The sequence below is a fragment of the Pseudonocardia sp. ZF1 genome (assembly GCF_056835605.1).
The window spans coordinates 418,710-444,147 of the sequence record NZ_JAJNBY010000002.1 but is presented as its reverse complement, the minus strand read 5'-3'; the positions used below and the strand labels follow the sequence as shown (position 1 = coordinate 444,147).

Sequence of the window (25,438 nt, the reverse complement as noted above, 5' to 3'; positions counted from 1 at the left end):
ATCAGGCCGGTCCTCCCCCACACCTGGGGCCCACCGGCGCCCCGCGGCCAGTGATGGCGACCGGGCCGCTCGCCCCGGGGGCCGGGCCGTCGCTGTGCTGCGACCGGTGCGGGCAGGCCGCGGCCGACCCGCTGCAGCAGATCCTGATGAGCGCGGTGTGGCTGATCCCCGGCCCCGACGGCCCGACCACCGCCCGCTACTGCCGAGCGTGCCCGCCGGTCGGGCCGATCACCGACCTGACTTGTCTGCGCTGCGGTGATGGACCTCTGCTGGTCGGCGATCTCGCAGCCGATCCTTCCGAGCCTGATGACGTGCTGCCCGCGGCCGCGCGGGACTGGCTCGCTGCAGCGGGCTGGCGCCTGGACGGGCCGGTGTGCCCCGACTGCCGACCGCGCCGCTGACCGATCTCGACGGCGCAGCCGGGCCTGCCCGCCCGCCGGGCCGATCACCGACCTGACCTGCCTGCTCTGCGGCGACGGCCCCCTGCTGGTCGGGAACCTCGCCGCCGACCCCGACGACGCACTGCCCGCAGCCGCGCAGCGCTGGCTCACCGCGGCGGGGTGGCGACTCGACGGGCCGGTGTGCCCGGACTGCCGTCCGCGACGCTGACGGCTCGGGGCCTGCACGATCACGGGTCCATTACTCGTGTAGTCGGCTGCCCCCCAGCGACCGCGTCAGGGGACCACCCCCGCGAGCGCGGGAACGACCGACGACACCATCAGGGTAGGAAGCTGGCACCGATCGCTCGGACGCCACGGGCCATCGACGTGTCGGCGAGTACCCGCACCCGGTGGCCTCGGAGGACCAGTCGGCGCGCCACCCCAAGCTCGGGTGGCACGGTGCCGCCGCCGTCGGTGAGGGCGAACAGGTAGTCGGTCATCCCGAGTCCTCCTTCGTGCCGCAGCCCGTCGTCTCCGCACCGAGCCGGGCCGGCGCTGCACCGAGAGCTTCGGCTCCGTCCTCGGAGCGTCCGAACGTCATTCGTCCTCGGCTGCTCGCCGGAGCCCGTCGGCCTCCAGCTCGACGTAGCGGCGGGTACGCGGCCCGAGCAGTCCGCGTACGAGCGGCGCGAGCACACCCCGGTGGTCGAGGCCGAGCCGCAGGTGGGTGGTCCCGCCAGCGCCGGGCCGCAGCGAGTGGCTGCCGGTCGTGATCACACCCGCCGCCGAGGTGACCCAAGTGAGCTCCCGCTCCGGGACGAGCTCGGTCACCGTCCAGATCATCGGGGGCAGTCGTGGCTGGACGATCCGCACCCGGCTCCCGGGCGCCAGGCCGCCGTCGAGCAACCGGACCTCGCTCATCGACTCGGTCCACCGCGGCCAGTCCGGGGGGTCGGTGAGCACCGCCCACACCCGGTCGATCCGCGCGTGCACTGCACGTTCGACGGACAGTCCCATCACACTTCCTAGAAACATGTACCAGATGGTACGCCTATCCCGTACCATCTGGTACATGCCGGAACCGATGAGCACGTCCTCGCGGGATCAGCTGCTGCAGGCGGCCGTCGAGCACTTCGCTGAACACGGGATCGGGAACCACAGCCTGCGGGCCATCGCGGCAGCGATCGGCACCAGCCATCGCATGCTGATCTACCACTTCGGATCGAGGGAGGGCCTGCTCGTCCAGGTGAGAGAGGCCGTGGAAGCAGGTCAGAGGGAGACGCTCGCGACGCTCACCGCGGACGCCGGGACCGACCCGCGCGAGATCATCACAACGTTCTGGGCGACGGTTGCCGCCGCGGCTCACCGGTACGGGCCGCTGTTCTTTGAGCTCTCCGCGCACGCCATGCAGGGCCGCCCGCACGCGGACCGGCTACGCCACACTGTCGTCGACCCGTGGCTCGACCCGATCGCTGACGTCTTCACCCGGGCGGGCGTGGATCGCCCGACGGCGCTGGCCCGAGCCCGGCTCAGCCTCGGCGTCGCCCGCGGACTGTTGCACGACGCCCTGATCACCGGCGACATGGCCGGCGCCGACGCGGCGATGGCCGCTTTCACCGAGATGGCGCTGCCCCCGAGAGAAGAACACCCGTCAAGTGCCCCGGCGCGAGATCTCGCGCCCTGAACCCCGGGGAGTCCTCATGCCAACTATTCGCATCCGCTACTCGGCGGAGGTGCCCCGATGACCGGCGTCGTCGTGGTCGGGGCCGGCCCGACCGCGTTGCTGCTCGCCGGTGACCTCGCCGCCGACGGCGTCGAGGTCACCGTGCTGGAACGCCGGCGTGAGGAGTCGCCGCTGACCCGGGCGTTCGCCGTGCACGCCCGCACCCTCGAACAGCTCGACGCCCGGGGGCTCGCCGACGACCTGGTCGCCACCGGCACCAAGGTCGACGAGTTTCGGCTGTTCGGCTCGGTCTCGGTGGACCTGTCCGAGCTGCCCAGCCGGTTCCCGTTCCTGCTGGTCACCCCGCAGTACCAGGTCGAGCGAGCCCTGCTGGCCCGCGCGGAGGCGGCCGGGGCCGCGATCCGCCGCGGGGTGCGCGCGGACACCGTCCGGGACGACGGCGACACCGTCACCGTGGGCTGGACCGCCGACGACGGCAGCTCCGGCTCGTTCGACGCCGGCTACGTCGTGGGCGCCGACGGCCACCACAGCACCGTCCGCACCGAGCTCGGTCTCGACTTCCCCGGCGAGTCGGTGGTGCGCTCGCTGATGCTGGCCGACGTCCGGATGACCGATCCGCCGCCGGACGTGCTCACCGTCGACGGCAACAAGCACGGTTTCTGCTTCGTCGTCCCCTACGGCGACGGCTGGTACCGGGTGATCGCCCGCCGGTCCGGTTCCGAGCTCGCCGACGACGCCCCGGTGCGGCTCGCCGAGATCGCCGAGGTCGCCCGCCGGGTGTTCGGCACCGACTTCGGCATGCACGATCCCCGCTGGATCTCCCGCTTCCACAGCGAGGAACGCCAGGTCACCGCCTACCGGACGGGTCGGGTGCTGCTCGCCGGCGACGCCGCGCACGTGCACTCCCCCGCCGGCGGGCAGGGCATGAACACCGGCCTGCAGGACGCCGCCAATCTGGGCTGGAAGCTCGCCGCCGTGCTCGGCGGGCGGGCCGGGGACACCCTGCTCGACACCTACGACGCCGAGCGCCGCCCGGTGGGCGCGACTGTACTGCGACTCTCCGGCGGGCTGATCCGGGCCGCGTTGCTGCGCTCCGCACTCGCCCGCGACGCACGCAACCGCCTCGCCCGCACGGTGCTCGCCCTGCCCCCGGCCGGGCGCCGGGTGCGCGGGCTGCTCACCGGCATCGGTTTCGCCTACCCGCGCTCGTCCGGTGACCACCCGCTGGTCGGCACCCGCATGCCCGACCTCACCGGTCCGGGCGGAGCCCGGCTGTACGAGGCGCTGCGCGGTGGCCGGTTCGTGCTCACCGGTCCCGGAGGCCGGCCGCTATGGAACGGACCGGTGCTCCTGGAGACCGCGGACGGGCCGTACCGCCTGGTCCGCCCGGACGGCTACGTCGGCTGGGCCGGCGACGACCCGGCCGGGCTCGGGACCGCACTGGCCCGCTGGGGTGCCGGCCCCGCGCCGCTGTCACCGGAGGTGCGCTCGTGAGCATCGACCGCATCCGGCTGCCCAGCGGTGAGACGGTGACCGTGCTGCGCAACGGCGCGAACACCGGCGGCGCCGCGTTTGAGATCGAGGCGGTGCTGCCGCCGGGGCTGTCCGGCCCGCCCGCGCACCGGCACCGCCGGGGAACCGAGGCGTTCACCGTGCTCGACGGCGAGCTGCGGGTCCGCCTCGGCCGGGACCGTCGTGTGCTCGGCCCGGGAGAGACGGTGACCGTGCCACCGGGCACGGTGCACGCCTTCTCCAACCCCACCGACCGGCCGACCCGGATCCGCATGGTCGAGACCCCGGCCGGTCCGCTCGAACCGCAGTTCCGCGCGCTCGCCGCCGCGGGCCGGTTCCCGCCGCTGCGCCGGCTGGCCCGGATCAACGTCGAGTACGACTACGACTACGTCCAGCACGGACTCCCGGAGGTCCTGCAGCGGCCACTGTGGCGCCTGCTTGCGGGAAGGATGCCCCGATGACCAGCGCGTTCGTCTCCGACACGGCTCGGGACCGCTTCCACCGCGCCTACCACGCCGCGCTGAGCCACCTGCCCGAGCCGGACGCCGAGCACGACGTCGCGACCCGCCACGGCACGGTCCGGGTCTACCGGTTCGGCGACGGACCCGGGAGCCCACTGGTGCTGGTCCCCGGCAACGGCGCGACGACGGCGCTGTGGCTGCCCAACATCCCGGTGTGGTCGCAGCACCGCACCGTGCTCGCCGTCGAACCCCTCGGCGACGCCGGACCGAGCACCCAGGACCGTCCGATCCGGACCGCCGACGATCAGGCCGCCTGGCTGGCCGACACCCTCGACGGCCTCGAGCCCGGGCCTGCGCACCTGGTCGGGGTCTCCTACGGGGCGTGGCTGGCGGCGAACCTCGCCGTGCACGACCCGGACCGGCTCGCATCGCTGACTCTCATCGAACCCGCCCAGGTGGTGTCCCGGTTCCCGGTGACGTTCCTGCCGGTCGCGCTCGGCGCCTCGCGCGCCGCGCCGGAGTGGCTGCGCCGCCGGGCGCTGCGCTGGATCATCGGTGGCGGCTCGCTGGACACCCCGACCGGCCACGTCAGCACCGCTGTCGCCGCCGGGCACCGCACCAGGCTCCCGCCGCCCGGCCTGCTGTCCGACGACCAGCTGCGCGGGCTCACCACGCCGACGCTGCTGCTGATCGGTGCCGAGAGCCGTACCCACGACGCGCTCCGCACCGCCGAGCGGGCCCGCGCCCTGCTGCCCGACGTCCGGGTCGAGGTCGTCCCCGGTGTCGGGCACTCCCTGTCCGGACAGCGCGCCGACCTCGTCAACGCCCGCGTCCTCGACTTCACCGCATCCTGCCAGGAGTAGCGCATGCCCTCCCTGACCCACGACGGCCCCGACGGCGCCGTCGCCGTGCTCGATCTCGGCGACACCGAGAACCGATTCCATCCCGACCTGCTCGCGTCGGTGAACGACCTGCTCGACCAGGTGAGCACCGGCGACGGCCCACGGGCCCTGGTCACCACCGCGACCGGGAAGTTCTTCTGCAACGGCCTCGACCTCGACTGGATGTGGACCGCCGGACAGCGCGCCGCGGACAATCTCGCCGAGGTCCACGCCCTGTTCGCCCGGCTGCTGGCCCTGCCGATGGTCACCGTCGCCGCGATCGGCGGACACGCCTTCGCCGCCGGCGCCATGCTGACCCTCGCCCACGACCTGCGGGTCATGCGCGCCGACCGCGGCTTCTGGTGCCTGCCCGAAGCCGACCTCGGGCTCCCGTTCAGCCCCGGAATGTCCGCACTGATCACCGCCCGGCTCGGGCCGGCCCGGGCACACGAGGCGATGGTGACCGCGCACCGTTACGGCGGACGGGACGCCCGCGCCGCCGGCATCGTCGACGACACCGCCGACGACACTGCTGACGCCCATCGGGCCGTGCGCGACCGCGCCGTCGCTCTCGCCGCCCGGCACGCCGCGAAGGCCGGACCGGCCCTGGGCACGATCAAGACCACCCTGCACGCAGCGGTGCTGGCCGCACTGCGCGACGTCGAGGCGGTGCCGGCGTGACCCCCTCGTTCCGCGACACCGCGGCCGACGTGATCGTCGCCGGTGTCGGGCCCACTGGGCTCGCGCTCGCCTGCGGGCTCGCCGCGGCCGGGGCCCGGGTGCGGGTGCTCGACCGCGCCGACGGCCCGGCCACCACGTCACGGGCGAACATCCTGCACGCCCGCGGCGCCGAGGTCCTCGCCCGCCTCGACGCCCTCGGCGACCTCCCGGACCGGGCCGTCGCCCCGATCGGGATCCGCATGCACGTCCGCGGACGCCACCTCACCACGATGACCTTTGCCCCCGACGAGCGCGAGACCGTCCAGGCGCTGTTCGTCTCCCAAGCCGCGGTCGAGCAGCAACTCCGCGACCGGCTCACCGAGCTGGGGGTCGAGATCAAGTGGGGCCACGGTGTCGAGAGCCTCGCCCAGGACGCCGACGGCGTCACCGTCCGCGTCACCGGCGGCGCGCAGGTACGGGCGTCCTGGCTGGTCGGCTGTGACGGCGCGCACAGCCGGGTGCGGGAGCTGGCCGGGATCGGCTTCCCCGGCGTCCCCGTCGTGGAGCGCTTCCTGCTCGCCGACGTGCACGCCGATGGGCTCGCCGGCCGGGAGCACTCCGCGGGCTGGTACCACCGCGACGGGATCCTCATGGCGATGCCGATGCCGGACGCCACCGGGAACCTGTGGCGGCTCATGGCCAACGTCGACGACGACGGCCGGCACCTGCCCGGCGACGAGATCGTCCGGGCGTTCACCAAGCTGCTCCCGGTCCGGGCGGAGATCACCGGGGCGCGCATCCACGACGCCGTCTGGACCTCGGTGTTCCGCATCCACCGCCGGCTGGCCGACGACTACCGCCGCGGACGGGTCCTGCTCGCCGGCGACGCCGCGCACATCCACTCCCCGTTCGGCGGGCAGGGGATGAACACCGGTATCGGCGATGCCGAGAACCTCGCCTGGAAGCTCGCGCTCGTCGTACGCGGCGAGGCCGGGGTGGAGCTGCTCGACACCTACACCGCCGAACGGCGCCCGGTCGCCACCGAGGTGCTGCAGCGCACCACGACGAACACCCGAGCGCTGGTGGCCGAGGGCCGGCTGGCCCGGTTGCTGCGCGACCACGTCCTGGTCCGGATCCTCAACCTCCCCGCGGTGCAGCGCCAGGCCACCCGGGCCGCCTCCCAGCTGGGGGTGAGCTACCGGCGAGGACCGCTGGGCGGCCGTGGCCGAGCGCCACGTCCCGGCGACCGGGTCCCCGACCGGGCGGTACGGCTCTCCGACGGCACGCCCAGCACGCTGACCCGCGAACTCGGTCCGGACTGGGTGCTGCTGACCGGCCGCACCGACGCACGGCTCACTGCCGCGGTCCGCGACGCGCTGCCCGGGCAGGTCCGTACGGTGACCGACCCGCAGCACACCGGCGGTGACGCGCTGCTCGTCCGCCCGGACGGCCACCTGCTGTGGCGCGGCACCGATCCGGACCGGCTCACCCGCCGGCTCGCCGACCTGTGGCCGAACCGGAGCAAAACACGCCGGTCCGGTGCTTCCTCGGCACCCGGCGGTGGACACCGATGACCACCCGGAAAGCGATCGTGCGCGACGACACCGCGGCCGCACGGAAGCGCCGTTGGGTCAACAGGTTCCACCGCTACGTCGCGAATCCGACGATGCGACGGACGGCCGGCTTCATTCCCGGCCACGCAGTCCTGGAGACGACCGGCCGCAGCTCGGGCCTGGCGCGGCGCACGCCGGTCGGCGGACGGCTCATCGATGGCAGCTTCTGGCTCGTCAGCAACCACGGCCGGCACTCCCACTACGTGCGCAACATCGACAGCGACCCTCGGGTGCGCATCCAGCTCAACGGCCGCTGGCATACCGCTACCGCGCACCTGCTCGACGCCGACGACGCCGAAGCCCGACTGCGGAAACTCCCAGCCCACAACAGCGCCCTCGTCCGCGCACTGGGAACAGATCTGCTGACGGTCCGCATCGATGTGGACGGGATCGCAGCGGGCCGGGACCGGACAGCCACGTGAGCCACTATCTGTTCGCCCTGACCGACGGCGGTGGCACCGTGCCGCCGGAGGTCGGTGTCGCTCGACGACTCGTCGATCGGGGACATCGGGTCCGCGTGCTCGCCGAGACGTCGATGGAGAACGAGATCCGGGCCATCGGCGCCGAGTTCGTCCCCTGGGAGCCGGCGGGCCCAGCCTCCGGGAGCGCCCCCGCGGCCGCGGCCTACCGCGACTGGGAGACCCGCAATCCCTGGACGCTGGCCCGCGGAATGTCCAACCACATGATCGCCGGACCCGCCCGCGGACAGGCCCGGCGGCTCCTCGCCGCGGTCGACACGGAGCGTCCCGATCTCGTCGTCTGCTCGTTCGTGGCCTTCGGGGCGATGGCCGGGGCCGAAGCAGCCAGCGTCCCGTTCGACGTGCTGGTTCCCAACATCTACCCACTCCCGGCTGCGGGGCTGCCACCGACGGGCACCGGATGGCCCCCTGCCCGCACCGAACTCGGACGATTCCGAGATCGCGCGGTCAACGCGGCGACGACCCGAATGCTCAGCCACTTCACCGTTCCCCGTCTAAACGAGCTGCGGACGGACCTCGGGAGCGCGCCCCTGCAGGTGATCTGGGACCAGGTGCACCGCGCCCGCCGTCAACACGTGCTCACGAGCAGGAGCTTCGACTTCCCCGCGGAGCTGCCGCCCACCGCGTCCTACGCGGGGCCGATGCTCGACGACCCGGTATGGGCCCACGCCGACGACTGGCCGATTCCGGCCGGCACCGGGCCGCTGATCCTCGTGGCCCTCTCCTCGACGTACCAGGCGCAGCAGCGGTGTGTGCAGAACGTCATCGACGCGCTGGCCCGCCTGCCGGTACGCGGGCTCGTCACCACCGGCCCGGGCCTCGATCCCCGCGACCTGCGCGGACGCGCTCGCATCGAGATCGTCCGCTCGGCGCCGCACACACAAGTGATCGACCGTGCCGACCTTGTTGTCACCCACGGCGGGCACGGCACCGTGATGAAGGCGCTCGTGGCAGGTCGCCCGATGGTCGTGCTCCCGCACGGCCGCGACCAACCGGACAACGCCGCCCGGGTCACTGCCCGGGGCGCCGGACTGGCCGTCCGACGGACGGCATCGCCGGCGAGGATCGCCGGCGCCGTCCAGAAGGTGCTCGCCTCCCGCTCCTACACCGACGCCGCCCGCCGACTCGGTGACCGCATCCGCGCGGAGGTCACCCGGAGTCCACTTGTCGACGAACTCGAGCGCCTGTGCCCTGGCGGCCCGCCGTACCGGTGGACGCCCCACCCGGAGGGACCGAGATGACCACGAAGTACCCGAACCTCACGGCGGCACAGGAGAGCCTGTTCCTGACGCTGGCCGGCAGGGCCCTCGACAGTCGCCTCCCACGGCCGTTCCTCGGCGATGTCACGTCCGACAGGACCATCAGCGAGCTCGAGTACGACCCCTCGGTCTTTCGCATCCTGAGCACCGACCTCCGTGACCCGAGGAACAAGGTCTTCGAACTGGCCGTTCGAGCGAAGAGGCTTGACGAGATCGTGCGCCGCTTCGTCGCCCGCCAACCGGAGGCGGTCGTGCTCGATCTCGGCGCCGGCCTCGACAACCGGATGCACCGGATCGGGACACCATCGGACGTCGACTGGTACGACGTCGACTTCCCGGAGGTCGTCGCGCTCCGGCAACAGGTCCTCCCGCAACCGGCGAACGCGCATCCGGTCGGAGTCGATCTTCGCACCGATCACCGCTGGCTCGACGAGGTCCCGTCCGACCGGCCCGCCGTGATCGTCGCCGACGGGCTGGTCCCGTTCCTCTCCCAGACCGATCTGGTGATGCTGCTGGGCCGGCTCACGCGGCACTTCCCGTGCGGCGAGCTGGCCTTCAACGGCTACACCCCGCTCGCAGTGTGGGCGATCAAACATCTGCGCATCGCCGGCTCCCTCGACGTCGAGGCGGCGGTCAATCCGGGCTTCTTCAACCCGTACGAGCCCGAACGGTGGGGCGTCGGCCTGCGGCTGGTCGAGGAGATCGCCATCGCGCGGGCACCCGAGGTCGCCGACCTGCCCCCAGTCACTCGGTTGGTACACCGCGTCGCGGGCCGGATCAGCCCGGTGTCCCGCCTGGTCGCGACCGTGGTGCTCCGGTACCGCTTCCCGCGCGGGAACGGCGGCGGAGAGAGGTGATCAGGCATGCTCACCCACCGACCCGGTCCCGGCCGAGCCGGAACGCCGAGACCGACTGCATCGCAAGCAGCCCGCCCGCCAGCCGCCAGGACGAGGGGCACCTGGCCCCCGGCGACGACAGCCGCGCGGCGTAGCTGCCACAACATGTCCTCGCGCCCGGCGAGGCGCACCCGCGTGCGCGAGACCACGCGCTTCTGCGCTGGCCGGCGGCGTCGGTGGCGGGAGGCCGACGGTCGTGCGCCTCGTCCGTAGGTCATCCGGGCACTCCTTACCCGATCGGCTCGGTGCTGCGGCCGCTCATGGCTCCAGGCCGGGTTCTTCTTCCAGTTCGATGCCGTCGTGCTCGGCGATCTCGCGATTGAGCTGCGCCTCCCAGTCCTCGACGAGTTCCTCGTAGAGCTGGGGTGCGCCGCCGTCGCGCTCGTACTCGAGGTGACCGACGGCTGCGTGGTAGGCAGCCAGAGAGGCCGGGTGGACCTTGGTGGTCCAGTCCGGTTCAGCGAGGTCGGGTGTGGCTGGGGTGAGCTCCCCGCGTTCCGCGGCGGCCAGGCGCTGTTCGGCGGCCGCCAGTGCTTCGCGGGCGGCGTCGATCGCCGCCCTTTCCTTGGACCAGTCGTCATCGGGGTTGTGGCGTACGAGGGAACCGTCGGCCTCCGCCGCCTGCTCCTGTTCAAGTTCCCCGGTCGCGATCCTCAGATCCTTTCTTGCTTCGTCGACGGCCCACGCTTCGTGGGCGACGTGAGGGGTCTCGAAGGAGCCGTCGGGCATCTCTCCCAGGTAGCGGACCGCGTTCTCGGTGTAGACGTGACGCGCCCCGTACCCATAGAACCGGTCCAGGCCCGGCCGGTGCTGGTCTGATTCGGCCATCCCGAGTTCGACCATGCGGCGGTCGTACTCATCAGCACGGGCCGGAGTCGTTCCGAGCTGCCGATCGTAGGCTTCCTCGGTGCTGGACATGGCGTTCCTCCAGTAGTTCGTCAGCCGGGCGTCCCAGGCCGGGCAGGGTCGGCGTCGCGGTCTGTTCTGGTCGTCGGAGCTACTGATCATCGGTGGCGGAGTCGGTGGCGGAGTCGGTGGCGCGACCGCGGGCGATGGTGCGCGGGGCGCGGATCCCGAAGGTCATCCCCCGCGTGACCGTCCGTTCTGCCTCGGCGCGGGTGAACCCTGCGACGCCGATGTGCGCCGCAGCGGCGTCGAGCAGGACCGCGTAGGCGTTGTCGGCGTCGAGCTCCCCGCCACCGACGAGCTGGCCGAAGACCCGGGCGGCATTGAGCAGGGTGACCTGCCGCCGGCCTTCCGCGGCGTGTTCGACCTTGTCCAGTTCGTCGGCCTGGATCGCGGCGATGTAGGCGTTCGCCCGCGTGGTCGACAGCCCCTTCGTCGGCGGTCCCTGCGGGCGCGGCGCCGGCGGCGGGGTGAGCAGGGTGGCCAGCCACGTCGGGAGTTCTGCGATCTGGCCGTGCTCGGCGACCAGGTAGGCGCCCTCGGGGCGGATGCTCCCGGCACCGACGACGAACCCGCCGATCGCCCGTGTATCTACGAGCGGGCCGAGGCTGTGCCCATGCCCTCCCTGGGTGTTGCGCAGCTCCAGCCCGTCTGGCATCCGGTAGTAGGCGTGCTCTCCGTCGGTCGGCGTTCGCACGGAGTAGGTGTCGGGCAAGGTCTCGCCGTGCTGGGCGGCGAGCTGGTCGAGGACTTCCCGGCCGGTGGTGGCTCCGTCCCAGTCGGGCAGGGGTTCGGTGCGGGTGTCGAGGTCGATCACCACCAGCCCCGACGGCCCGCAGGCGATCCCGACGTTCCACCGGGTGGAGTTCGACCACCAGCGCCGGATCTGAGCCGGATCGCGCGTGGCGCGCTGCTCCCATCCCTGGTGCCCCTCAGCGCAGGGCCCGCGCCCGCGGCACCGGGTCTCGCCGTGGAAGGCGGGAATCTTCGATCCGGCCTTGACCGGGAACACGAACAGGCCGGCGGCTGCGGCGTCGAGCGCGACCTGTCGCAGCCGCAGCACCTCACGGTCGAGGCGCGGGCGGACACGTCGCGCCATGCACGCCGCCTCCTCCCGCCCGGGTCGGGTTCCGCTGTCGTGCACAGCATCGCACCGCGCCGCGTCGGATCGGGGGCTGTTGGTGCTGGTCGTGACGGTCATGAGGGTGTTCCTCCTGTGCTCTACCGACCCTGTGCCTGGCCGGGCGGGGATCCGGGCCGGCCAACCGGGGCAGGCTGTGCGCCTGCCCCTCGGGGGCCTCGCCCCGAGGGCGCGTAGAGGCTCACGGGTCCAGGGCAGCCCGCCAGGGCTGTCGCGCGAGCGACGCGTCAGCGCCCTTGAAGCGTGAGGAACGCGCCCGCAGGATCGGCCCGATCCCTCCAGGTCCACCGTGCGGCGCAGCCGCTCCACCGGTCTGTGGGGTCTTGGGCGTGTGCTCGGCGCGGTCCCGGTACGACACCCGGGGCCGCGCCGAGCGGCTGGGATTACAGATCCAGTTCTGTCTCCGCGTGCTGCTGGATCCAGAAGGAGCGCTCGGCCAGCTCCTCGTCGGTCGGGCCACGCCCCGCAACAGGCTGTGGTTCGGGCTCACCGGCGGCCTCGCGCTGCTGCTCGGTGGCCTCGGCTTCGGACAGGCCTTGTTCGGCGTGGTGCACCACGATGTTCGCGTGGCAGACCGCGTTCAGGTTGACCAGGCTGTGCTCGTGGTCGCGGGCCTGGCGGGCGACCTCCAGGTCGTCGCGCGCGTGCAGAAGGTTCTGTTCGGCCTGAGCGACGTCGAGGGCGCGGAACGAGCCGTCGGACATCAGGCCGAGATCGGCCCGTGAGGAACAACGGAACGGGATCCATCGGTAGCGGCTGCGCGTCGAACGCGCGGTAGCGTCGCCCGCCGTTGGGGAACGGTCTGGGCTCGATGTTCGGGTCCGTGACGCACTGGGGGTCCCGTGCCTGTCGAGTTCCTCACCGACGCGCAGGCCGCGACGTACGGCTGCTACGCGAGACCGCCGTCGACGGCGGAGCTGGACCGCTGCTTCCTGCTCGATGACAAGGCCCGCGCTCTGGTCGAGGCGAAGCGGCTGCCGCACACCCGGCTGGGGTTCGCGGTGCAGCTCACGACGTTGCTGTTCATCGGCCGGTTCCTGGCCGATCCGACCGATGTCCCGACCGAGGTCGTGGACTACCTAGCCGAGCAGCTCGACATCGCCGATCCGTCGTGTGTGAAGGACTACCGGGTCCGGGAGATGACCCGGCTCGAGCACGCAGCGCAGATCCGCGAGGCGTACGGGTTCGTCGAGTTCACCGCGGCGGCCGAGGAGCTTGCGCGGTGGGTGGATGACCGGGCGTGGACCACCGGGGATGGCCCGAAGGCGCTGTTCGACGGCGCGGTGGCGTGGCTTCGGGAGCACCGGGTGCTGCTGCCCGGGGTGTCCACCCTGGCGCGGCTGGTGGCCCGGGTCCGGGACGCGGCGATGGCGCGGCTGTGGGACACCCTGGCCGCCCCGCTGACCGCGTCGCAGGCCGCTGCGTTGGATCTGCTGTTGGAGATCCCCGACGGGGCACGAACCTCGGACCTGGAACGGCTGCGGCGCGGTCCGACCCGGGCGTCGGGCCGCGCGATGGCAGCGGCGTTGGATCGGGTCAGCGAGCTGTCCGCGATCGGCGTCGGCCAGATCGAGCTGGGGGCGGTCCCACGGCGGCGGGTGATCGAGCTGGCCCGCTACGGCATGGCGGGCAAGGCGCCGGCGTTGCGCCGCCACCCCTACGCCCGCCGGCTGGCGACGCTGCTGGCCACGGTCGTGGGGCTGCAGGCCAGGGCCACCGACGACGCGGTGGAGCTGTTCGACGTGCTGATGACCACCGAGCTGCTGGCCCGTGCGCAACGCCAGACCCGTGACGAGCAGGCCCGGCGGTATCCGCGGGTCAGCCGCGACGCCGGGAAGTTGGCCGCCGCGGTCGGGGTACTACTCGAGGCCACGACATGGGGCCCGGAGATCACGCTGGAGCTGGTCTGGGACGCGATCGAGAACGTGGTCTCCCGGGCCGAGCTGCGCACCGCGGTCGCGAACATCACCGACGTCGTACCGGCCCCGGGCACAGATCCCGACACGCAGTGGCGGGCGACCCTGGCCGACCGCTATGCGGTGGTGCGCCCGTTCCTGCCGATGCTGTGCACGGCCATTCGGTTCGACGCCACCGCCGAGGCCACCCCCGTCCTCGACGCGCTGCGCGCCCTGCCGGACCTGCTCGATGCCCGCCCGACGGCGCGGGTACCGGCGGGGTACCTCGACGCCCGCAAGGTCGCGGTGGACCTGGTCCCGCCAGGCTGGGCGCGGGTGGTGTTCACCCCCGGGCGACCGGAGACCACGGTGAACCGGGCCGGCTACGTATTCTGCGTACTAGAGCTATTTCACCATCGGCTGCGCCGCCGCGACATCTTCGCGCTTGCCTCCGGTCGCTGGGCCGACCCGCGCGCGCAGCTGCTGGACGGCCCGGCGTGGGAGGCCGCCCGCGGCCCGGTGCTCAACGCCCTGCAGCTCCCGCACGATTCCGACCCGCTGCTGGCCGAGCACGCGAGCGACCTCGACGCCGCGCTGCGCCACGTCGCGGGGCGCCTGATCGCCAACACCGAGGTCTCCATCGACGAGCAAGGCCGGTTGCACGCCGGGAAGATCGACGCCGTCTCCGATCCGCCGAGCCTGACCGACCTGCGGCGCCGCTGCGAGGCGATGCTCCCGCGGGTCGACATCGGCGAGGTGGTGCTGGAGGTGATGTCCTGGCACCCGGAGTTCGCGGCGGCGTTCACTCCGGCCTCGGGCGGCCAGGCCCGCCTGGACGACCTGTCGGTGAGCGTGGCGGCCGCGCTGACCGCGCACGCGCTCAACGTCGGGTTCACGCCGGTCCTCAGCCCCGGAGTGGCGGCGCTGACCCGGCACCGGATCAGCCACGTCGACCAGAACTACCTGCGCGCGGAGACCTACGCCGCAGCGAACGCCCCGCTCATCACCGCTCAGGCCGACATTCCGCTGGCCCAGGCGTGGGGTGGTGGGCTGCTCGCGGCGGTGGACGGTGTCCGGTTCGTGGTGCCGGTGCGCAGCATCGACGCCCGTCCCAACCCGCGCTACTTCGGGCGCAGGCGCGGGGTGACGCTGCTCAATCTGGTCAACGACCAGGCCGTCGGGCTGGCCGGGCTGGTCGTGTCGGGCACCCCGCGTGACTCGCTGCACGTGATCGACCTGATCTACCGGCAGGACGGCGGGCGGCGCCCGGAGGTCATCATCAGCGACACCGGCTCGTACAGCGACATGGTGTGCGGGCTGATGCGGCTGCTCGGGTTCGACTACCGCCCGCAGCTGGCCGACCTGCCGGATGCGAAGCTGTGGCGGATCAACCCGGGCGCCGATTATGGACCGCTGAACACCGCCGCCCGCGGGAAGATCGACCTCGGGCGGATCCGGGCGCACTGGCCCGACCTGCTGCGCCTGGCCGGGTCCATCCACACCGGCGCGGTCAGCGCGCACGACGTGCTGCGGATGCTCGCCCACGGCGGCAACCCGACCCAGCTCGGCGAGGCGCTGGCGCACTACGGGCGGATCTTCAAGACCCTGCACGTGCTGTCGTATGTCGATCAAGCCCCGTACCGGGCGCAGATCAAGGGCATGCGCAACCTGCAGGAAGGCCGCCACGACCTGGCCCGGCACGTCTTCCACGGCCGCCGCGGCGATCTCCGTCGCGCCTACCACGAGGGCATGGAGGACCAGCTCGGCGCGCTGGGGCTGGTCCTGAACTGCATCACGCTGTGGAACACCGTCTACCTCGACGCCGCCCTCACCCAGCTGCGCGACGAGGGATACCCGGTGCGTGATGAGGACGTTGTGCGGCTCTCGGCCTACATGCGCCGGCACCTCAACGTGCACGGGCACTACTCGTTCCACCTCCCCGACGTGGCCGGAACCCGGCGGGCGCTGCGCGACCCCGACAGCAACGACGAGGACCGCTGACCGCCGTTCTACCGGCGCCGAACTGCCGACCTCTGGCCGCGTTGTGCCTGTCGTTCCAGCAGCATGAGGTGGTGCACCAGCTGCTCCACGCTGGTGCAGGCCTCCGCGGCGAGCTGCTGGGTCGTGGGGTCGTCCACCGCCGCGGCGGCGCCGTTGAGCTTGTCGGCGCGCCGCGACAGCGAACGCGCTTCGCGCAGCAGCGCCGTGATCGTCTTCGTCGATGGCGGCTCCGGCTGGTCCGCATCCTCGTCGCCCATGCTGCTGATTGTGCTGTGCACCACATCGAAGCCTCCGCAGCTGTCCGCCCTCGCGGCGCATCCCATGAGGCGCCGGCGCTACAGCAGACCGACAGACCTCCGAGCGGCGCTGCAGCTGAGAGCCCAGTCAACGCACGGCAGAAGGTAACAAAAAGTATCACTGTCATGTGTAACCTTGGTGTCTCTTTGCACAGAGGCCGTCTCGGGTCTAACGTGATTCTCACTGTCAGTGGAAGTCCCACTGGCCTACAGTGGGAAGTTGGTGCGACTCTCATGGATAGTCCGCTTAAGATCCGGTTCGAGGGGACCGTGACCATCGACGGCAACGAGGCTGCGGACTTCATCCGCGCTCTCGCGCCGGGCAGTTTCACCGTCACCGCGACGCCGGGCGCTGAGGGCGGCGAAGTGCTCGAGGACGAGCTCGAGGAGGTCGACGACAGCCCGACGGCCGTCGCGAAGGCCGAATCGCTTGCCGTCTCAACCGGGTGGACCCTCGACCTGGCCCGCTCATGGGTCGACGAGCTCGACGCGTGGACGCAGAACGGTCGCATCCTGCATGAGCTGCCGGTCCGCGCCGGCGGCGTCGCGACCGCCGAGCAGATGCGGATCGCCGCCGGGCGGCCAGCCGGGAAGTTCGCGCTGAGCGGGTTCACTGGTGGCACGGCCAAGCGATTCAAGCGGTGGGCCGCCGCCACCCCCGGCGCCGAGGGGCTGACTTTGCCGGTCACGACCGTCTACGACCCATCCATCAAGGGCCGGCAGCGCGCGAAGGCCTTCAAGGTCGAGGAGCAGCTGGTGCCACTGTTCCGAATTTCGCTCATGCAGACCCAGGACTGACAGGCCGCTATGACGACGGCCGGACCCTTGCCCGAGGGCTGGCTGTCGTCATGTGCGGGGTCCAGATCGCAGCGGCGCTTCCCGCATACCCGAGATCGCCGCCAGTGCGCGCGAGAAGGCGGGTGATGCGCGCCCGCATCGTTGCAGCAGTGCCATAGCTGTCCCGCAAGCCGATCGCTGTGCGGGACGCCACCTTCACCCGTCGCTCGGCGGCGGGATCGGCGTGCGGCCGCACCGGCGGTGAGAACGGTGACGACTCAGCCGGGTAGCGGCACCGTCGTAATGTCGGCGTGCAGCTCTGTCCTGAGCTCCGCTGAGCAGAACGCGGCCTCTACCGCGTTGCGGGCGAGCAGCACCAGCTCGGCTGGGGTCAGCCCGAACTGCTCGTGCGCCACGAGGTACTCGCCGACAAGGTCGCAGCCGAACATGCCGGGGTCGTCGGTGTTGAGCGTGACCGGCACGCCCCACTGCACGAGCCGGGCCAGCGGGTGCGCCTGCATCGACGGCACGGCGCCGGTGCGCAGGTTCGACGTCGGGCACACCTCCAGCGCGATCCGGTGCTTAGTGAGGTAGTCGAGCAGCCGGGGATCGGTGACGGCGTGAATCCCGTGCCCGATTCGCTCGGCGCCCAGGTCGTGCAGCGCCGACCAGATCGTCGCCGGTCCCGTGGTCTCTCCCGCGTGCGGGAGGCTGTGCAGGCCCGCCTCGCGGGCCGCGGTGAACGGGCCGGTGAACTGTGCGCGCCCGACGCCGATCTCGGGCCCGCCCAGCCCGAAGCCGACGGTGCCGTCCGGTCGGTGTCGCAGGACCCAGGCGAGGGTGTCCCAGGCGTTGTCGACGCCCAGCTCGCCGGCGCAGTCGAAGACCCAGCCGAGCTCGACGTCGTGCTCGGTGCGGGCTCGCTCGCGCCCGGTGGTCAGCGCGTCACCGAGCGCGCCCGGGTCGATCCCGGCGTGCAGGTGACTCATCGGCGTCACCGTGACCTCGGCGTAACGCACGGCACCTGCGGCGAGGTCGTAGGCCAGCCCGACGACGAGGTCGACGACGTCGGCCGAGGTACGGACCAGTGCGTTGACCTGCTGGTAGATATCGATGAAGTGGGCGAAGTCGCGGAAGGTGTAGAAGTCGGCGAGGGCGGCGGGGTCCTGGGGGACCGCGCCGGGGCCGTGGCGCCGGGCGAGCGCGGCCACGGTCGACACGGACGCCGATCCGACGAGGTGGACGTGCAATTCGACCTTGGGCAGGGCGCGCAGGAACGTGGTGATGTCGGTCAAGGGTTCTCCTGGGAGTGGTGCGGGCGGGTCCGGGTTGGGCCGGCTGCACCTAGGAGAAGTCGCTGCGGTCGTGGTCCTCACCGTACAGCGGCAGACGCACGTCCATGACGACGAACTTCACATCACATGTCGGTGGACGTCAAGCAGCTTGATGTTGATCTTTCGTGTTGTGGCTCTGGGCGGTGGCCCATCGCCCGTCCCGGTAGTCGATCCTTGATTGGGGCGCCCAGCACGGACGTACGGGCTTCTGCGACCTGGGCAGGCCGTACGCGCTCGCAATACTGTCGTATCGTTTACTGGCAGCTTGATATAGCCTGCGGTACGTGAGTATGGGAGTGGAGCGAGATCGACCGGCGGAGGATCTGACGGGCCGGGCCCGCATCCGGGACGCCGCGCTGAGGGAGTTCGCGATGCGCGGGTACCGGGCGGCGACGATGAAGCAGGTGGCGGCCGCCGCGGGGGTGTCGGTGGGGCTGGTGCAGCACCATTACGGCTCGAAGGAGGGGCTACGGCGGGCGTGCGATGAGCACGTGGCCGCCACGTTGTTGCGGCCGACCCAGGAGGGGCTCGCGTCCGGGGAGATCTCCGAGCCGGACTTCCTGGCCGGCCTGTACGGGGCGGGCGAGGACTGTGTGCGCTACATCGCGCGCGCGATGGTCGAGGACTCGGGCCCAGCGGCGGCCCTGTTCGATCGCAGCGCGGAGCTGGCCGAGCAGTGGCTGCGCGAGCAGAACCCGACGGCGGGGGTAGGCGGTCCGGACCGGGACGCGGCGCTGGCCGCAGCGGTCATGACCGCGATGCACCTAGGGACCGTGGTACTGGCCGGGCACGTGGCCCGGCGGACCGGCGTGGACCCCCTGACGCCTGCGCACGGTCCCCGTGTCGGCGCAGCCATGTTCGAGGTCTACGCCGCGGTCGGCAGCTTCATGTCCTCCGACATGGGGCAAGGAGTGGTCTCGGCGGTCGATCGGCTCAGAGAGGACAGATCCCCGGCGACGGGCGCCTCGGGCACCGCACGGGACACGGCGGGGCGGGAGGCCGGCGATGACTGAGGCGATCACGGTAGAGGGGCTGGTCAAGTCGTTCGGGTCGGCCCGCGCACTCGACGGGCTGGACCTGTCGGTGCAGGCCGGGGAGGTGCACGGGTTCCTCGGGCCCAACGGTGCCGGCAAGTCGACCACGCTGCGGATCCTGTTGGGTCTGCTGCGGGCCGACGCGGGCCGGGTACGGCTGCTCGGTGGTGACCCGTGGACCGACGCGGTCGCGCTGCACCGCCGGCTGGCCTACGTGCCCGGGGATGTCGCGCTGTGGCCCGGCCTGACCGGTGGTGAGGTGATCGACCTGCTCACCCGGCTTCGCGGCGGCGCCGACCCGCGCCGTCGGGCCGAGCTCGTCGAGCGGTTCGCGTTGAACCCGCGGGTCAGGACCCGGGCCTACTCGACCGGGAACCGGCAGAAGGTCGCGCTGATCGCAGCGCTGGCCGTGCCGGCCGAGCTGCTGATCCTCGACGAGCCGACCTCGGGCCTGGACCCGTTGATGGAGGCCACCTTCCAGCAGGTGGTCGCCGAACGTATCCGGGACGGGGCGACGGTGCTGCTGTCGAGCCACATCCTCTCCGAGGTCGAGGCGCTCGCCGGTCGGGTCTCGATCGTGCGCGCCGGACGGGTGATCGAGACCGGAACCCTTGCCGAGCTGCGGCACCTGACCCGCACGACGGTGGCCGTCGAGCTCCGCGACGGCACCGACCGGCTCGCGGAGCTTCCCGGTGTGCACGATCTGCTGATCGATGGCGCCCGGGTCCGCTTTCAGGTCGAGCCCGACCGGCTCGACGAGGTGTTCGGCGAACTCGCCCGGCGGGGGATGCGGTCGGTGACCGCGACGCCCCCGACTCTGGAGGAGGTGTTCCTGCGGCACTACCGCACCAGCGGGACCCGCGAGACGAGCGTCTCCGCTGCCCGGGTGCGGTCATGACCGCCGCGGTGACAGCCCGGCGCGAGGTCGGGGCAGGGCTGGGGTCGATGGTCCGGCTCGTCGGGCGTCGCGACCGGATCGGGATCGCGGCCTGGATCGCGCTGGCGGTGAGCCTCCCGCTGGCCTCCGCGGCTGCCCTGCCCGCTCTGGTCCCGACCGAAGGCGAACAGGTCGCGTTCGCGACCGAACTCGCGCGCGACCCGCTCACCACGGCCCTGCTCGGGCCCGTCTACGGCACGAGTATCGAGGCCCTGATCGCGATGCGGTCCGGGATGCAAAGCGTGTTCGCGGTCGGGATCGGATCGCTGGTTCTGGTCCTGCGGCACACCCGCGCGGCCGAGCAGGACGGTCACGCCGAGCTGTTGGATGCCGCACCGGTGGGTCGGCACGTCCGGCTCGCGGCGGCGTTGCTGGTGACGGCCGTGGCCAATCTGGCGATCGCCGCGCTCACCGTCGTGACGCTGGTGTCCCTGTTCGGCCATCCGCTGGCCGGGTCGGCGGTGCTGGCGCTGTCCGCCGCCGGGTTCGGCCTGGTCACCGCCGCGGTCGCCGCGGTCGCCGCCCAGATCGCGCAGACCGTGACCGGGGCCCGCACGATCGGATTCGGGCTGCTGGCCGCAGCGTTCGCGGTGCGTCTTGTCGGCGACGTCGCGGGCGTCGACGCGTTGTCCTGGGCCTCCCCGGTCGGGTGGGTTCGGCTGACCCGCGCCTTCACCGGCGACCAATGGTGGGTGCTGGCGCTGTTCCCTGCCGCCGCCGCTGCGCTGACCGTGCTCGCCGTGCGTCTCGCGGGCGGGCGGGACCTCGGCGCGGGGCTGCTCCCCGCACGGCCGGGCCCGGCCGAAGGTGCGCCCCGGTTGTCCACGGCGGTCGGGCTGTTCGTGCAGCTGCGGCTGCCTGGCCTGATCGCGACCACGGTCGCCGTGGGCGCCGCATGTGTCGGTATCGGCTACGCGTCGAGCACCCTCGACGGACTGCTCGACGACAGCCCGATGATCACGAGCCGGCTCGCGCCGCTGGCCGGCTCCACACTCGGTGAGGCGTTCGTGGCGATCTGCCTCTACCTCGCCGGGCTCGGCGTGGCCTGCTACGTGGTAGCGACCGTACTGACACTGCGTCGCGACGAAACCGGCCGCCAGGCCGAGCTGCTGCTGGCGACACCGACGTCGCGGGGGAGCTGGATCGCGGGGCCGCTACTCATCGCGCTCATCGCGCCGGTGGTGTTGCTGTCGGTCGCGGGACTCGCCGCCGCTGCCGGGTTCACCGCCGGCAGCGCACGCACCGACCGGTTCGGTGCCCAGATGGGCGCCGCGATGGCCCAGGTCCCGGTGAACTGGATCGTCGCTGGCGGTGTCGTCGTGCTGGTCGGCTACCTCCCACGCATCGCCGTCGCCGTGGCCTGGGGCGCCCTCGCTGCCGCCGTCATCGATCTCGGTCTGTGGGAGCTGGAGGTACTACCCCGCCCGCTGTACGACCCGTTCTCCTACACCCACCCCGCAGTTGACTACGGCCCCGGCACGCTCGTAGCCATGAGCCTGATCGGCGTGGGGCTCATCGCGCTGGGCGCCCACCGTGTCCAGCGCCGCGACCTGGGCTGACTGGCACAGCGCAAGCGGATCCCTCACCGGGCACGGGTCCAGATCATTTCGTGGCTGGTTGGCTCGGCGAGCGTTACGATGTGATCATCGCGCGGTGGAGATGGTGCCCGGCGACTTCCAGTTGACTATGGACGAGCTGCGTGTTGTCGCTCGATACGTTGTGGAGAGCGCCGAGCCGGTGCTGCCGCTGTTCGAGGACGTGCACCCTGGCGATCACCGTCCACGCGCCGCTATCGAAGCCGCTTGGACCTTCGTGAGTGGTGCGAGACGAACCCGGTTGCAGCGCGTCACGTCCCTGGACGCACATCGCGCGGCGAGACAAGCAGCGACGGAGGCTGCGAAACTTGCCGCGCGATCCGCCGGGGACGCTGCATCTGCGGCGTACCTTCATCCGATCGCGAAGGCGCACCAGGTGGGGCACATCCTGCGTGCGGCCGCGAGTGCAGCCCGCATCAGTGAACTGCAAGCAGTTGACGACCCGGACGCGGGTGCACGGGCCGTCGGAGAAGCCCGGTACCGGGCCACGCCGATCCTGATCGATGTGCTCTCCCGCTATCCACTCGCCCCGGCCGCAAGGGGCCGCGTCGCGGAGTTGATGTCCATGTTGGACACGGCGCTGCGAGCGACCCGGTAGCCGATCGGCTCAGGGGGTCTTCTCGCACGGCCGGTCGAGTACCTGATGCCGTAGCGGGTGTCTGGGCGCCGTCGTTCGAGGTCAACGCAGGGCAGCGGACTCGGCTCGGGCATCGGGGCCGGTGCCGGGCGCCGCGGGGCAGGACCCTCGTTGGCTTCGTGCCCGGTGAGTGGTGGCGCTGCGCCCCTGTCGATCGTCTTCAGGTGGCCTGTGTCGATCGGCGCTGAGTAGGTTCCGTTCGACAGAGGCGACGCCGGCGCCGGCCCGGTCACGGTGGCGGCGTGCAGAGATTGAACATCCCGGATGTGCCCGATGCCAGCGCAGTCTGGCTGCGTGACCTGCTTGCGCCGTTTGCCGCGGCACCCCTCGAGACAGGTGCGGTGCTGGCGGTGGTCGGTGAGGTGGCCCTGATCGTCATCGCGGTGGTGTGGGTGCGTTTGTGGCTCCTCGCGCGGGCTGCGTCACCGCGAACCTTGGCGGCGGTGGCCGGGGTGCCGGTCGCGGCGGCGCTGGCCTGGCCGGTCGGTGAGGCGGCGAAGTCGGTCCTGCGGGTGGACCGGCCGTGTCGGCTGCTGGACGGGTTACCCGCCTGGGTCGAGTGCCCGCCGGCCGGGGACTGGTCGTTCCCGAGCAATCACGCTGCTGTCGCGGGTGCGCTCGCCGTCACGGTCGTGGTGGCCGTACGGCACCTGCGCAAGCCGATCGTCGCGATCCTCTCGATGCTTGCTGCTGGAGTGGCGGCCGCTAGCCGGGTGCTGGCCGGGGCGCACTTCCCGCACGATGTCGTGGTGGGGCTGCTGCTAGGTGGCATCGTGGCGGTCGTGTCGATGCAGATGACCCGTCGCCCGATGGAATCAGCGGTCGCGGCCGCACGCTCGAAAGGCAGGGTCTCCCTTCTGGTCGGCGGTGCGCGGGGCGCTACATATGAGCGGTGAGCCGGCCCGGGCGGGCCGGGTGATCGACGCGGGTGTGATCAGTGCGGCTGGGTTGTGGCTCCTCGCGTGGTTGGTCGGCCACGACGGGCAGAGCCTGCTCGCTGCTCTGGCTCCGGCACCGTTCGTGCTGGTCATGGGCGGGATCGCCGGATGGCGGGGGCGGGGGCTGGTGGTGGCCGTCGCGCCGGTGGCGGGCGCGTTGCTCGCGCTTGTCGCGACCGCCGGGGCGGACACGGCGCTGGCCGCGGGGATAGGGCTGGCGCTGCTGCTGTACGGGCCGTGGTGGCTGGGTCGCCATCTGCGCGCCCGCTCGGACCTGGCCACTGCGGGCTGGCGGGCGGCGACCGACTGGGAGCGTCGAGCCGGGGAGGCAGAGAAGGACGCGCGGCGCCACGAGAGGACCCGGCTGGCCGGCGAGATGCACGATCTCGTGGGCCACGACCTCGCCAGGGCAGCGCTCGGGCTGGGCGGACTGGAGCTGGGACGCGGCCTGGACCCCAGCACTCGGGAGGCCGTCGCGCGTGCGCGTCGCAGCGTGACCTCGGCCGCGGAGCACCTTGCCCACGCGGTGTCCGCGCTGTCGATGGATCGCCTGCCCGACCCCGCTGCTGGGGAGGCGGGGATCGAAATCGCGGAGATCGTGGATGGGATCCGCTCGGCCGGTGCGCGGGTCGTTCTCACACCGGTGAAGCCCGCTCAGGTGCTGGCGGGCACGAACCCGGCCGTCCGCGCCGTCGTTGTGGGCGTGGTGCGGGAGGGCCTGACCAACGCGGTCAAGCACTCGCCGGGCGCCTCGGTCGAAATCTCGTTCGCCGCCGCCGGTTCGGGCGGGCTGCACGTCGTCGTGCGCACCCACGACGCCCCGATCACCGAGCACGCACCGGGATCCGGCCGCGGGCTCATGACCCTGTCGGACGCGGTACGAGCGATCGGCGGCACCGTGGAGCACGGCCGGATCGGTGCCGATCACCTCCTGTCCGTGCTCCTGCTGCCGGATAGAGCCCGGGGCGACACGGCGCAGGACACGGTCGCGGCGGCGCGGGCGCGCGCCTCGTCCGGCGTGTCGCAGACACGCCGGACGGTGCTGTGGGGCACTGCCGCGCTGCTCACCGGGGCTGCGCTGGCGGCCGTCGGGTACCGGACCGTGGACGCGGCCACCTCCGTGCTTCCGGTCGCGGGCTTCGAAGCGCTGCGCCCCGGCGTGGCACGTGCGGAGGTGGAGCTGCCGTGGCGCACCCGCACCGACGCCACGGACATCACACCGCCACCGGGAACCCGGTGCGAGCACTACAGCGTGACCACGGCGCCGTTCGGCCCGGGCTCCTCGGACCTGTACCGACTGTGCTGGAGCGATGGCATCCTTGCGCGCAAGGACCTGATCACCAGGTCCGGCCTGACCTCGGGCAGCATCGGCACGTGATCCGCGTGCTGCTCGCCGACGACGAGGCCGTCGTCCGGGTCGGGGTGCGCACCGTGCTGGCCAACGACCCGAACCTCGACGTCGTCGCCGAAGCCGAGCACGGGCGTGCCGCGGTCGACCTGGCGCTGGCGCACCGGCCCGACGTCGCGGTGCTCGACGTGCGGATGCCGGTCCTGGACGGCCTCGACGCCGCGGCGGAGATCGTTCGCCTCGGGCTGGGCTGCGCGATCCTGGTACTGACCACCTTCGCCGACGATGACTACCTCGTGCGCGCCCTCGCCGAGGGCGCGAGCGGGTTCGTGCTCAAGACCGGCGACCCGCGCGAGATCATCGACGGGGTCCACGCCGTCGCCGGCGGCGGTGCGTACCTGTCCCCGCGCATGGCCCGACGCGTCATCGATCTCTACGCCCGCGACCGGCCGGTCACCGCTCGGGCGGCGGTCGACGCGCTGACCCCTCGCGAGCGCACGGTGCTCGGGCTGCTCGGCACCGGGGCGTCCAACGCCGAGATCGGGCGCGCTCTGCACCTGGTCGAGGGCACAGTGAAGGCGCACGTCAGCGCGATTCTGGACCGCCTGGGCGTGCGCAACCGTGTACAGGCCGCGATCATCGCCCACGAACACGGCCTGATCCCGACAGCCGGCCAGCTTCGACCGCACGATGGCTGTGGATCAGGTTGCGGAGCGGTCGAGACCCAATGAACGGTGTCGCCGTAGCCAACGCAGCATGACTCCGCCGCGCAGA

26 protein-coding genes are annotated in these 25,438 nt (G+C 72.2%); 19 read left to right on the top strand and 7 right to left on the bottom strand.

Annotation, left to right across the window (positions count from 1 at the left end):
* Nucleotides 1-53: 53 nt before the first annotated feature.
* Entirely contained in the window at nucleotides 54-401 is a 348-nt protein-coding gene (locus tag ZF1_RS29275; RefSeq protein WP_482638913.1) for a hypothetical protein, read from the top strand.
* Between the two features lie 317 nt (nucleotides 402-718).
* Here the strand turns inward: ZF1_RS29275 and ZF1_RS29270 are convergent, their stop codons facing one another.
* Both ZF1_RS29270 and ZF1_RS29265 read right to left on the bottom strand, forming a co-directional pair.
* Nucleotides 719-880 (bottom strand): hypothetical protein, encoded by a 162-nt coding sequence (locus tag ZF1_RS29270; protein ID WP_218913771.1) that lies wholly within the window; start codon nucleotides 878-880, stop codon nucleotides 719-721.
* Nucleotides 881-977: 97 nt separating this feature from the next.
* Complete coding sequence (locus tag ZF1_RS29265) at nucleotides 978-1,397, bottom strand: SRPBCC family protein (RefSeq protein ID WP_179763279.1); 420 nt, start codon at nucleotides 1,395-1,397, stop codon at nucleotides 978-980.
* A 55-nt stretch (nucleotides 1,398-1,452) separates the two neighbouring features.
* Between ZF1_RS29265 and ZF1_RS29260 the strand changes: the two genes are divergently transcribed.
* The 9 genes from ZF1_RS29260 to ZF1_RS29220 are packed head-to-tail and all read left to right on the top strand — an operon-like array spanning nucleotide 1,453 to nucleotide 9,786.
* Complete coding sequence (locus tag ZF1_RS29260; RefSeq protein WP_246354002.1) at nucleotides 1,453-2,064, top strand: TetR/AcrR family transcriptional regulator; 612 nt, start codon at nucleotides 1,453-1,455, stop codon at nucleotides 2,062-2,064.
* Between the two features lie 57 nt (nucleotides 2,065-2,121).
* Entirely contained in the window at nucleotides 2,122-3,558 is a 1,437-nt protein-coding gene (locus ZF1_RS29255; RefSeq protein ID WP_253067546.1) for an FAD-dependent monooxygenase, read from the top strand.
* The gene (locus ZF1_RS29250) at nucleotides 3,555-4,037 is read left to right on the top strand and encodes a cupin domain-containing protein (protein ID WP_482638912.1); all 483 of its coding nucleotides are present in this window, start codon (nucleotides 3,555-3,557) and stop codon (nucleotides 4,035-4,037) included. The genes ZF1_RS29255 and ZF1_RS29250 overlap by 4 nt, the downstream gene beginning before the upstream one ends.
* Nucleotides 4,034-4,900, top strand: a complete 867-nt coding sequence (locus tag ZF1_RS29245; RefSeq protein WP_482638911.1) for an alpha/beta fold hydrolase — start codon at nucleotides 4,034-4,036, stop codon at nucleotides 4,898-4,900. Before ZF1_RS29250 ends, ZF1_RS29245 begins: the two co-directional genes overlap by 4 nt.
* A gap of 3 nt (nucleotides 4,901-4,903) precedes the next feature.
* Entirely contained in the window at nucleotides 4,904-5,599 is a 696-nt protein-coding gene (locus ZF1_RS29240) for an enoyl-CoA hydratase-related protein (protein WP_179763212.1), read from the top strand.
* Nucleotides 5,596-7,152, top strand: coding sequence for an FAD-dependent monooxygenase (locus ZF1_RS29235; RefSeq protein ID WP_253067549.1), 1,557 nt, complete (start codon nucleotides 5,596-5,598; stop codon nucleotides 7,150-7,152). The genes ZF1_RS29240 and ZF1_RS29235 overlap by 4 nt, the downstream gene beginning before the upstream one ends.
* A complete protein-coding gene (locus ZF1_RS29230; protein ID WP_253067550.1) occupies nucleotides 7,149-7,613 on the top strand; it encodes a nitroreductase/quinone reductase family protein in 465 nt (154 codons plus the stop codon). Before ZF1_RS29235 ends, ZF1_RS29230 begins: the two co-directional genes overlap by 4 nt.
* Entirely contained in the window at nucleotides 7,610-8,911 is a 1,302-nt protein-coding gene (locus ZF1_RS29225; RefSeq protein WP_179763214.1) for a glycosyltransferase, read from the top strand. The genes ZF1_RS29230 and ZF1_RS29225 overlap by 4 nt, the downstream gene beginning before the upstream one ends.
* Complete coding sequence (locus tag ZF1_RS29220; protein ID WP_179763215.1) at nucleotides 8,908-9,786, top strand: class I SAM-dependent methyltransferase; 879 nt, start codon at nucleotides 8,908-8,910, stop codon at nucleotides 9,784-9,786. Before ZF1_RS29225 ends, ZF1_RS29220 begins: the two co-directional genes overlap by 4 nt.
* Nucleotides 9,787-10,083: 297 nt before the next feature.
* On the opposite strand, the gene ZF1_RS29215 is transcribed toward ZF1_RS29220, so the two are convergent.
* From ZF1_RS29215 to ZF1_RS29205, 3 genes are all read right to left on the bottom strand, one after another.
* The gene (locus ZF1_RS29215) at nucleotides 10,084-10,743 is read right to left on the bottom strand and encodes a hypothetical protein (protein ID WP_179763216.1); all 660 of its coding nucleotides are present in this window, start codon (nucleotides 10,741-10,743) and stop codon (nucleotides 10,084-10,086) included.
* Nucleotides 10,744-10,822: 79 nt separating this feature from the next.
* A complete protein-coding gene (locus ZF1_RS29210; protein ID WP_246354004.1) occupies nucleotides 10,823-11,830 on the bottom strand; it encodes a bifunctional DNA primase/polymerase in 1,008 nt (335 codons plus the stop codon).
* Nucleotides 11,831-12,255: 425 nt separating this feature from the next.
* Entirely contained in the window at nucleotides 12,256-12,576 is a 321-nt protein-coding gene (locus tag ZF1_RS29205; RefSeq protein WP_179763218.1) for a hypothetical protein, read from the bottom strand.
* Nucleotides 12,577-12,714: 138 nt separating this feature from the next.
* On the opposite strand from ZF1_RS29205, the gene ZF1_RS29200 reads away from it, so the two are divergent.
* Nucleotides 12,715-15,768 carry a Tn3 family transposase gene (locus tag ZF1_RS29200; protein ID WP_482638910.1) on the top strand — a complete coding sequence of 1,018 codons (3,054 nt, stop codon included), beginning with the start codon at nucleotides 12,715-12,717 and terminating at the stop codon, nucleotides 15,766-15,768.
* A gap of 8 nt (nucleotides 15,769-15,776) precedes the next feature.
* Here the strand turns inward: ZF1_RS29200 and ZF1_RS29195 are convergent, their stop codons facing one another.
* The gene (locus tag ZF1_RS29195) at nucleotides 15,777-16,025 is read right to left on the bottom strand and encodes a hypothetical protein (protein WP_253067552.1); all 249 of its coding nucleotides are present in this window, start codon (nucleotides 16,023-16,025) and stop codon (nucleotides 15,777-15,779) included.
* A 309-nt stretch (nucleotides 16,026-16,334) separates the two neighbouring features.
* Between ZF1_RS29195 and ZF1_RS29190 the strand changes: the two genes are divergently transcribed.
* A complete protein-coding gene (locus ZF1_RS29190) occupies nucleotides 16,335-16,862 on the top strand; it encodes a hypothetical protein (protein WP_253067553.1) in 528 nt (175 codons plus the stop codon).
* 257 nt (nucleotides 16,863-17,119) lie between these two features.
* Here ZF1_RS29190 and add read toward each other — a convergent pair whose 3' ends face one another.
* A complete protein-coding gene (add, locus tag ZF1_RS29185; RefSeq protein ID WP_253067554.1) occupies nucleotides 17,120-18,136 on the bottom strand; it encodes an adenosine deaminase in 1,017 nt (338 codons plus the stop codon).
* 329 nt (nucleotides 18,137-18,465) lie between these two features.
* Here add and ZF1_RS29180 point away from each other — a divergent pair, with 329 nt between their 5' ends.
* The 7 genes from ZF1_RS29180 to ZF1_RS29150 all read left to right on the top strand — a co-directional run bounded on the left by ZF1_RS29180 (nucleotide 18,466) and on the right by ZF1_RS29150 (nucleotide 25,395).
* The gene (locus ZF1_RS29180; RefSeq protein ID WP_253067560.1) at nucleotides 18,466-19,188 is read left to right on the top strand and encodes a TetR/AcrR family transcriptional regulator; all 723 of its coding nucleotides are present in this window, start codon (nucleotides 18,466-18,468) and stop codon (nucleotides 19,186-19,188) included.
* Nucleotides 19,181-20,107, top strand: a complete 927-nt coding sequence (locus ZF1_RS29175) for an ABC transporter ATP-binding protein (RefSeq protein ID WP_253067555.1) — start codon at nucleotides 19,181-19,183, stop codon at nucleotides 20,105-20,107. The genes ZF1_RS29180 and ZF1_RS29175 overlap by 8 nt, the downstream gene beginning before the upstream one ends.
* Nucleotides 20,104-21,705: a hypothetical protein gene (locus ZF1_RS29170; RefSeq protein WP_253067556.1), complete on the top strand. Its 1,602-nt coding sequence runs from the start codon at nucleotides 20,104-20,106 to the stop codon at nucleotides 21,703-21,705. The genes ZF1_RS29175 and ZF1_RS29170 overlap by 4 nt, the downstream gene beginning before the upstream one ends.
* Before the next feature lie 100 nt (nucleotides 21,706-21,805).
* Nucleotides 21,806-22,339: a putative immunity protein gene (locus tag ZF1_RS29165; RefSeq protein ID WP_253067561.1), complete on the top strand. Its 534-nt coding sequence runs from the start codon at nucleotides 21,806-21,808 to the stop codon at nucleotides 22,337-22,339.
* Between the two features lie 281 nt (nucleotides 22,340-22,620).
* Nucleotides 22,621-23,274 carry a phosphatase PAP2 family protein gene (locus ZF1_RS29160; RefSeq protein ID WP_253067557.1) on the top strand — a complete coding sequence of 218 codons (654 nt, stop codon included), beginning with the start codon at nucleotides 22,621-22,623 and terminating at the stop codon, nucleotides 23,272-23,274.
* 19 nt (nucleotides 23,275-23,293) lie between these two features.
* Nucleotides 23,294-24,694 carry a sensor histidine kinase gene (locus ZF1_RS29155; RefSeq protein WP_253067558.1) on the top strand — a complete coding sequence of 467 codons (1,401 nt, stop codon included), beginning with the start codon at nucleotides 23,294-23,296 and terminating at the stop codon, nucleotides 24,692-24,694.
* Complete coding sequence (locus ZF1_RS29150) at nucleotides 24,691-25,395, top strand: response regulator (protein WP_253067559.1); 705 nt, start codon at nucleotides 24,691-24,693, stop codon at nucleotides 25,393-25,395. The genes ZF1_RS29155 and ZF1_RS29150 overlap by 4 nt, the downstream gene beginning before the upstream one ends.
* Nucleotides 25,396-25,438 lie beyond the last annotated feature (43 nt).

Coding starts and splice junctions, on each gene's coding strand:
- ZF1_RS29215 (WP_179763216.1), bottom strand. CDS start 10,743: ATGTCCAGCACCGAGGAAGCCTACGATCGGCAGCTCGGAACGACTCCG.
- ZF1_RS29275 (WP_482638913.1), top strand. CDS start 54: ATGGCGACCGGGCCGCTCGCCCCGGGGGCCGGGCCGTCGCTGTGCTGC.
- ZF1_RS29255 (WP_253067546.1), top strand. CDS start 2,122: ATGACCGGCGTCGTCGTGGTCGGGGCCGGCCCGACCGCGTTGCTGCTC.
- ZF1_RS29245 (WP_482638911.1), top strand. CDS start 4,034: ATGACCAGCGCGTTCGTCTCCGACACGGCTCGGGACCGCTTCCACCGC.
- ZF1_RS29205 (WP_179763218.1), bottom strand. CDS start 12,576: ATGTCCGACGGCTCGTTCCGCGCCCTCGACGTCGCTCAGGCCGAACAG.
- ZF1_RS29270 (WP_218913771.1), bottom strand. CDS start 880: ATGACCGACTACCTGTTCGCCCTCACCGACGGCGGCGGCACCGTGCCA.
- ZF1_RS29260 (WP_246354002.1), top strand. CDS start 1,453: ATGCCGGAACCGATGAGCACGTCCTCGCGGGATCAGCTGCTGCAGGCG.
- ZF1_RS29175 (WP_253067555.1), top strand. CDS start 19,181: ATGACTGAGGCGATCACGGTAGAGGGGCTGGTCAAGTCGTTCGGGTCG.
- ZF1_RS29230 (WP_253067550.1), top strand. CDS start 7,149: ATGACCACCCGGAAAGCGATCGTGCGCGACGACACCGCGGCCGCACGG.
- ZF1_RS29240 (WP_179763212.1), top strand. CDS start 4,904: ATGCCCTCCCTGACCCACGACGGCCCCGACGGCGCCGTCGCCGTGCTC.
- ZF1_RS29180 (WP_253067560.1), top strand. CDS start 18,466: ATGGGAGTGGAGCGAGATCGACCGGCGGAGGATCTGACGGGCCGGGCC.
- ZF1_RS29170 (WP_253067556.1), top strand. CDS start 20,104: ATGACCGCCGCGGTGACAGCCCGGCGCGAGGTCGGGGCAGGGCTGGGG.
- ZF1_RS29220 (WP_179763215.1), top strand. CDS start 8,908: ATGACCACGAAGTACCCGAACCTCACGGCGGCACAGGAGAGCCTGTTC.
- ZF1_RS29195 (WP_253067552.1), bottom strand. CDS start 16,025: ATGGGCGACGAGGATGCGGACCAGCCGGAGCCGCCATCGACGAAGACG.
- ZF1_RS29265 (WP_179763279.1), bottom strand. CDS start 1,397: ATGGGACTGTCCGTCGAACGTGCAGTGCACGCGCGGATCGACCGGGTG.
- ZF1_RS29165 (WP_253067561.1), top strand. CDS start 21,806: ATGGTGCCCGGCGACTTCCAGTTGACTATGGACGAGCTGCGTGTTGTC.
- ZF1_RS29210 (WP_246354004.1), bottom strand. CDS start 11,830: ATGGCGCGACGTGTCCGCCCGCGCCTCGACCGTGAGGTGCTGCGGCTG.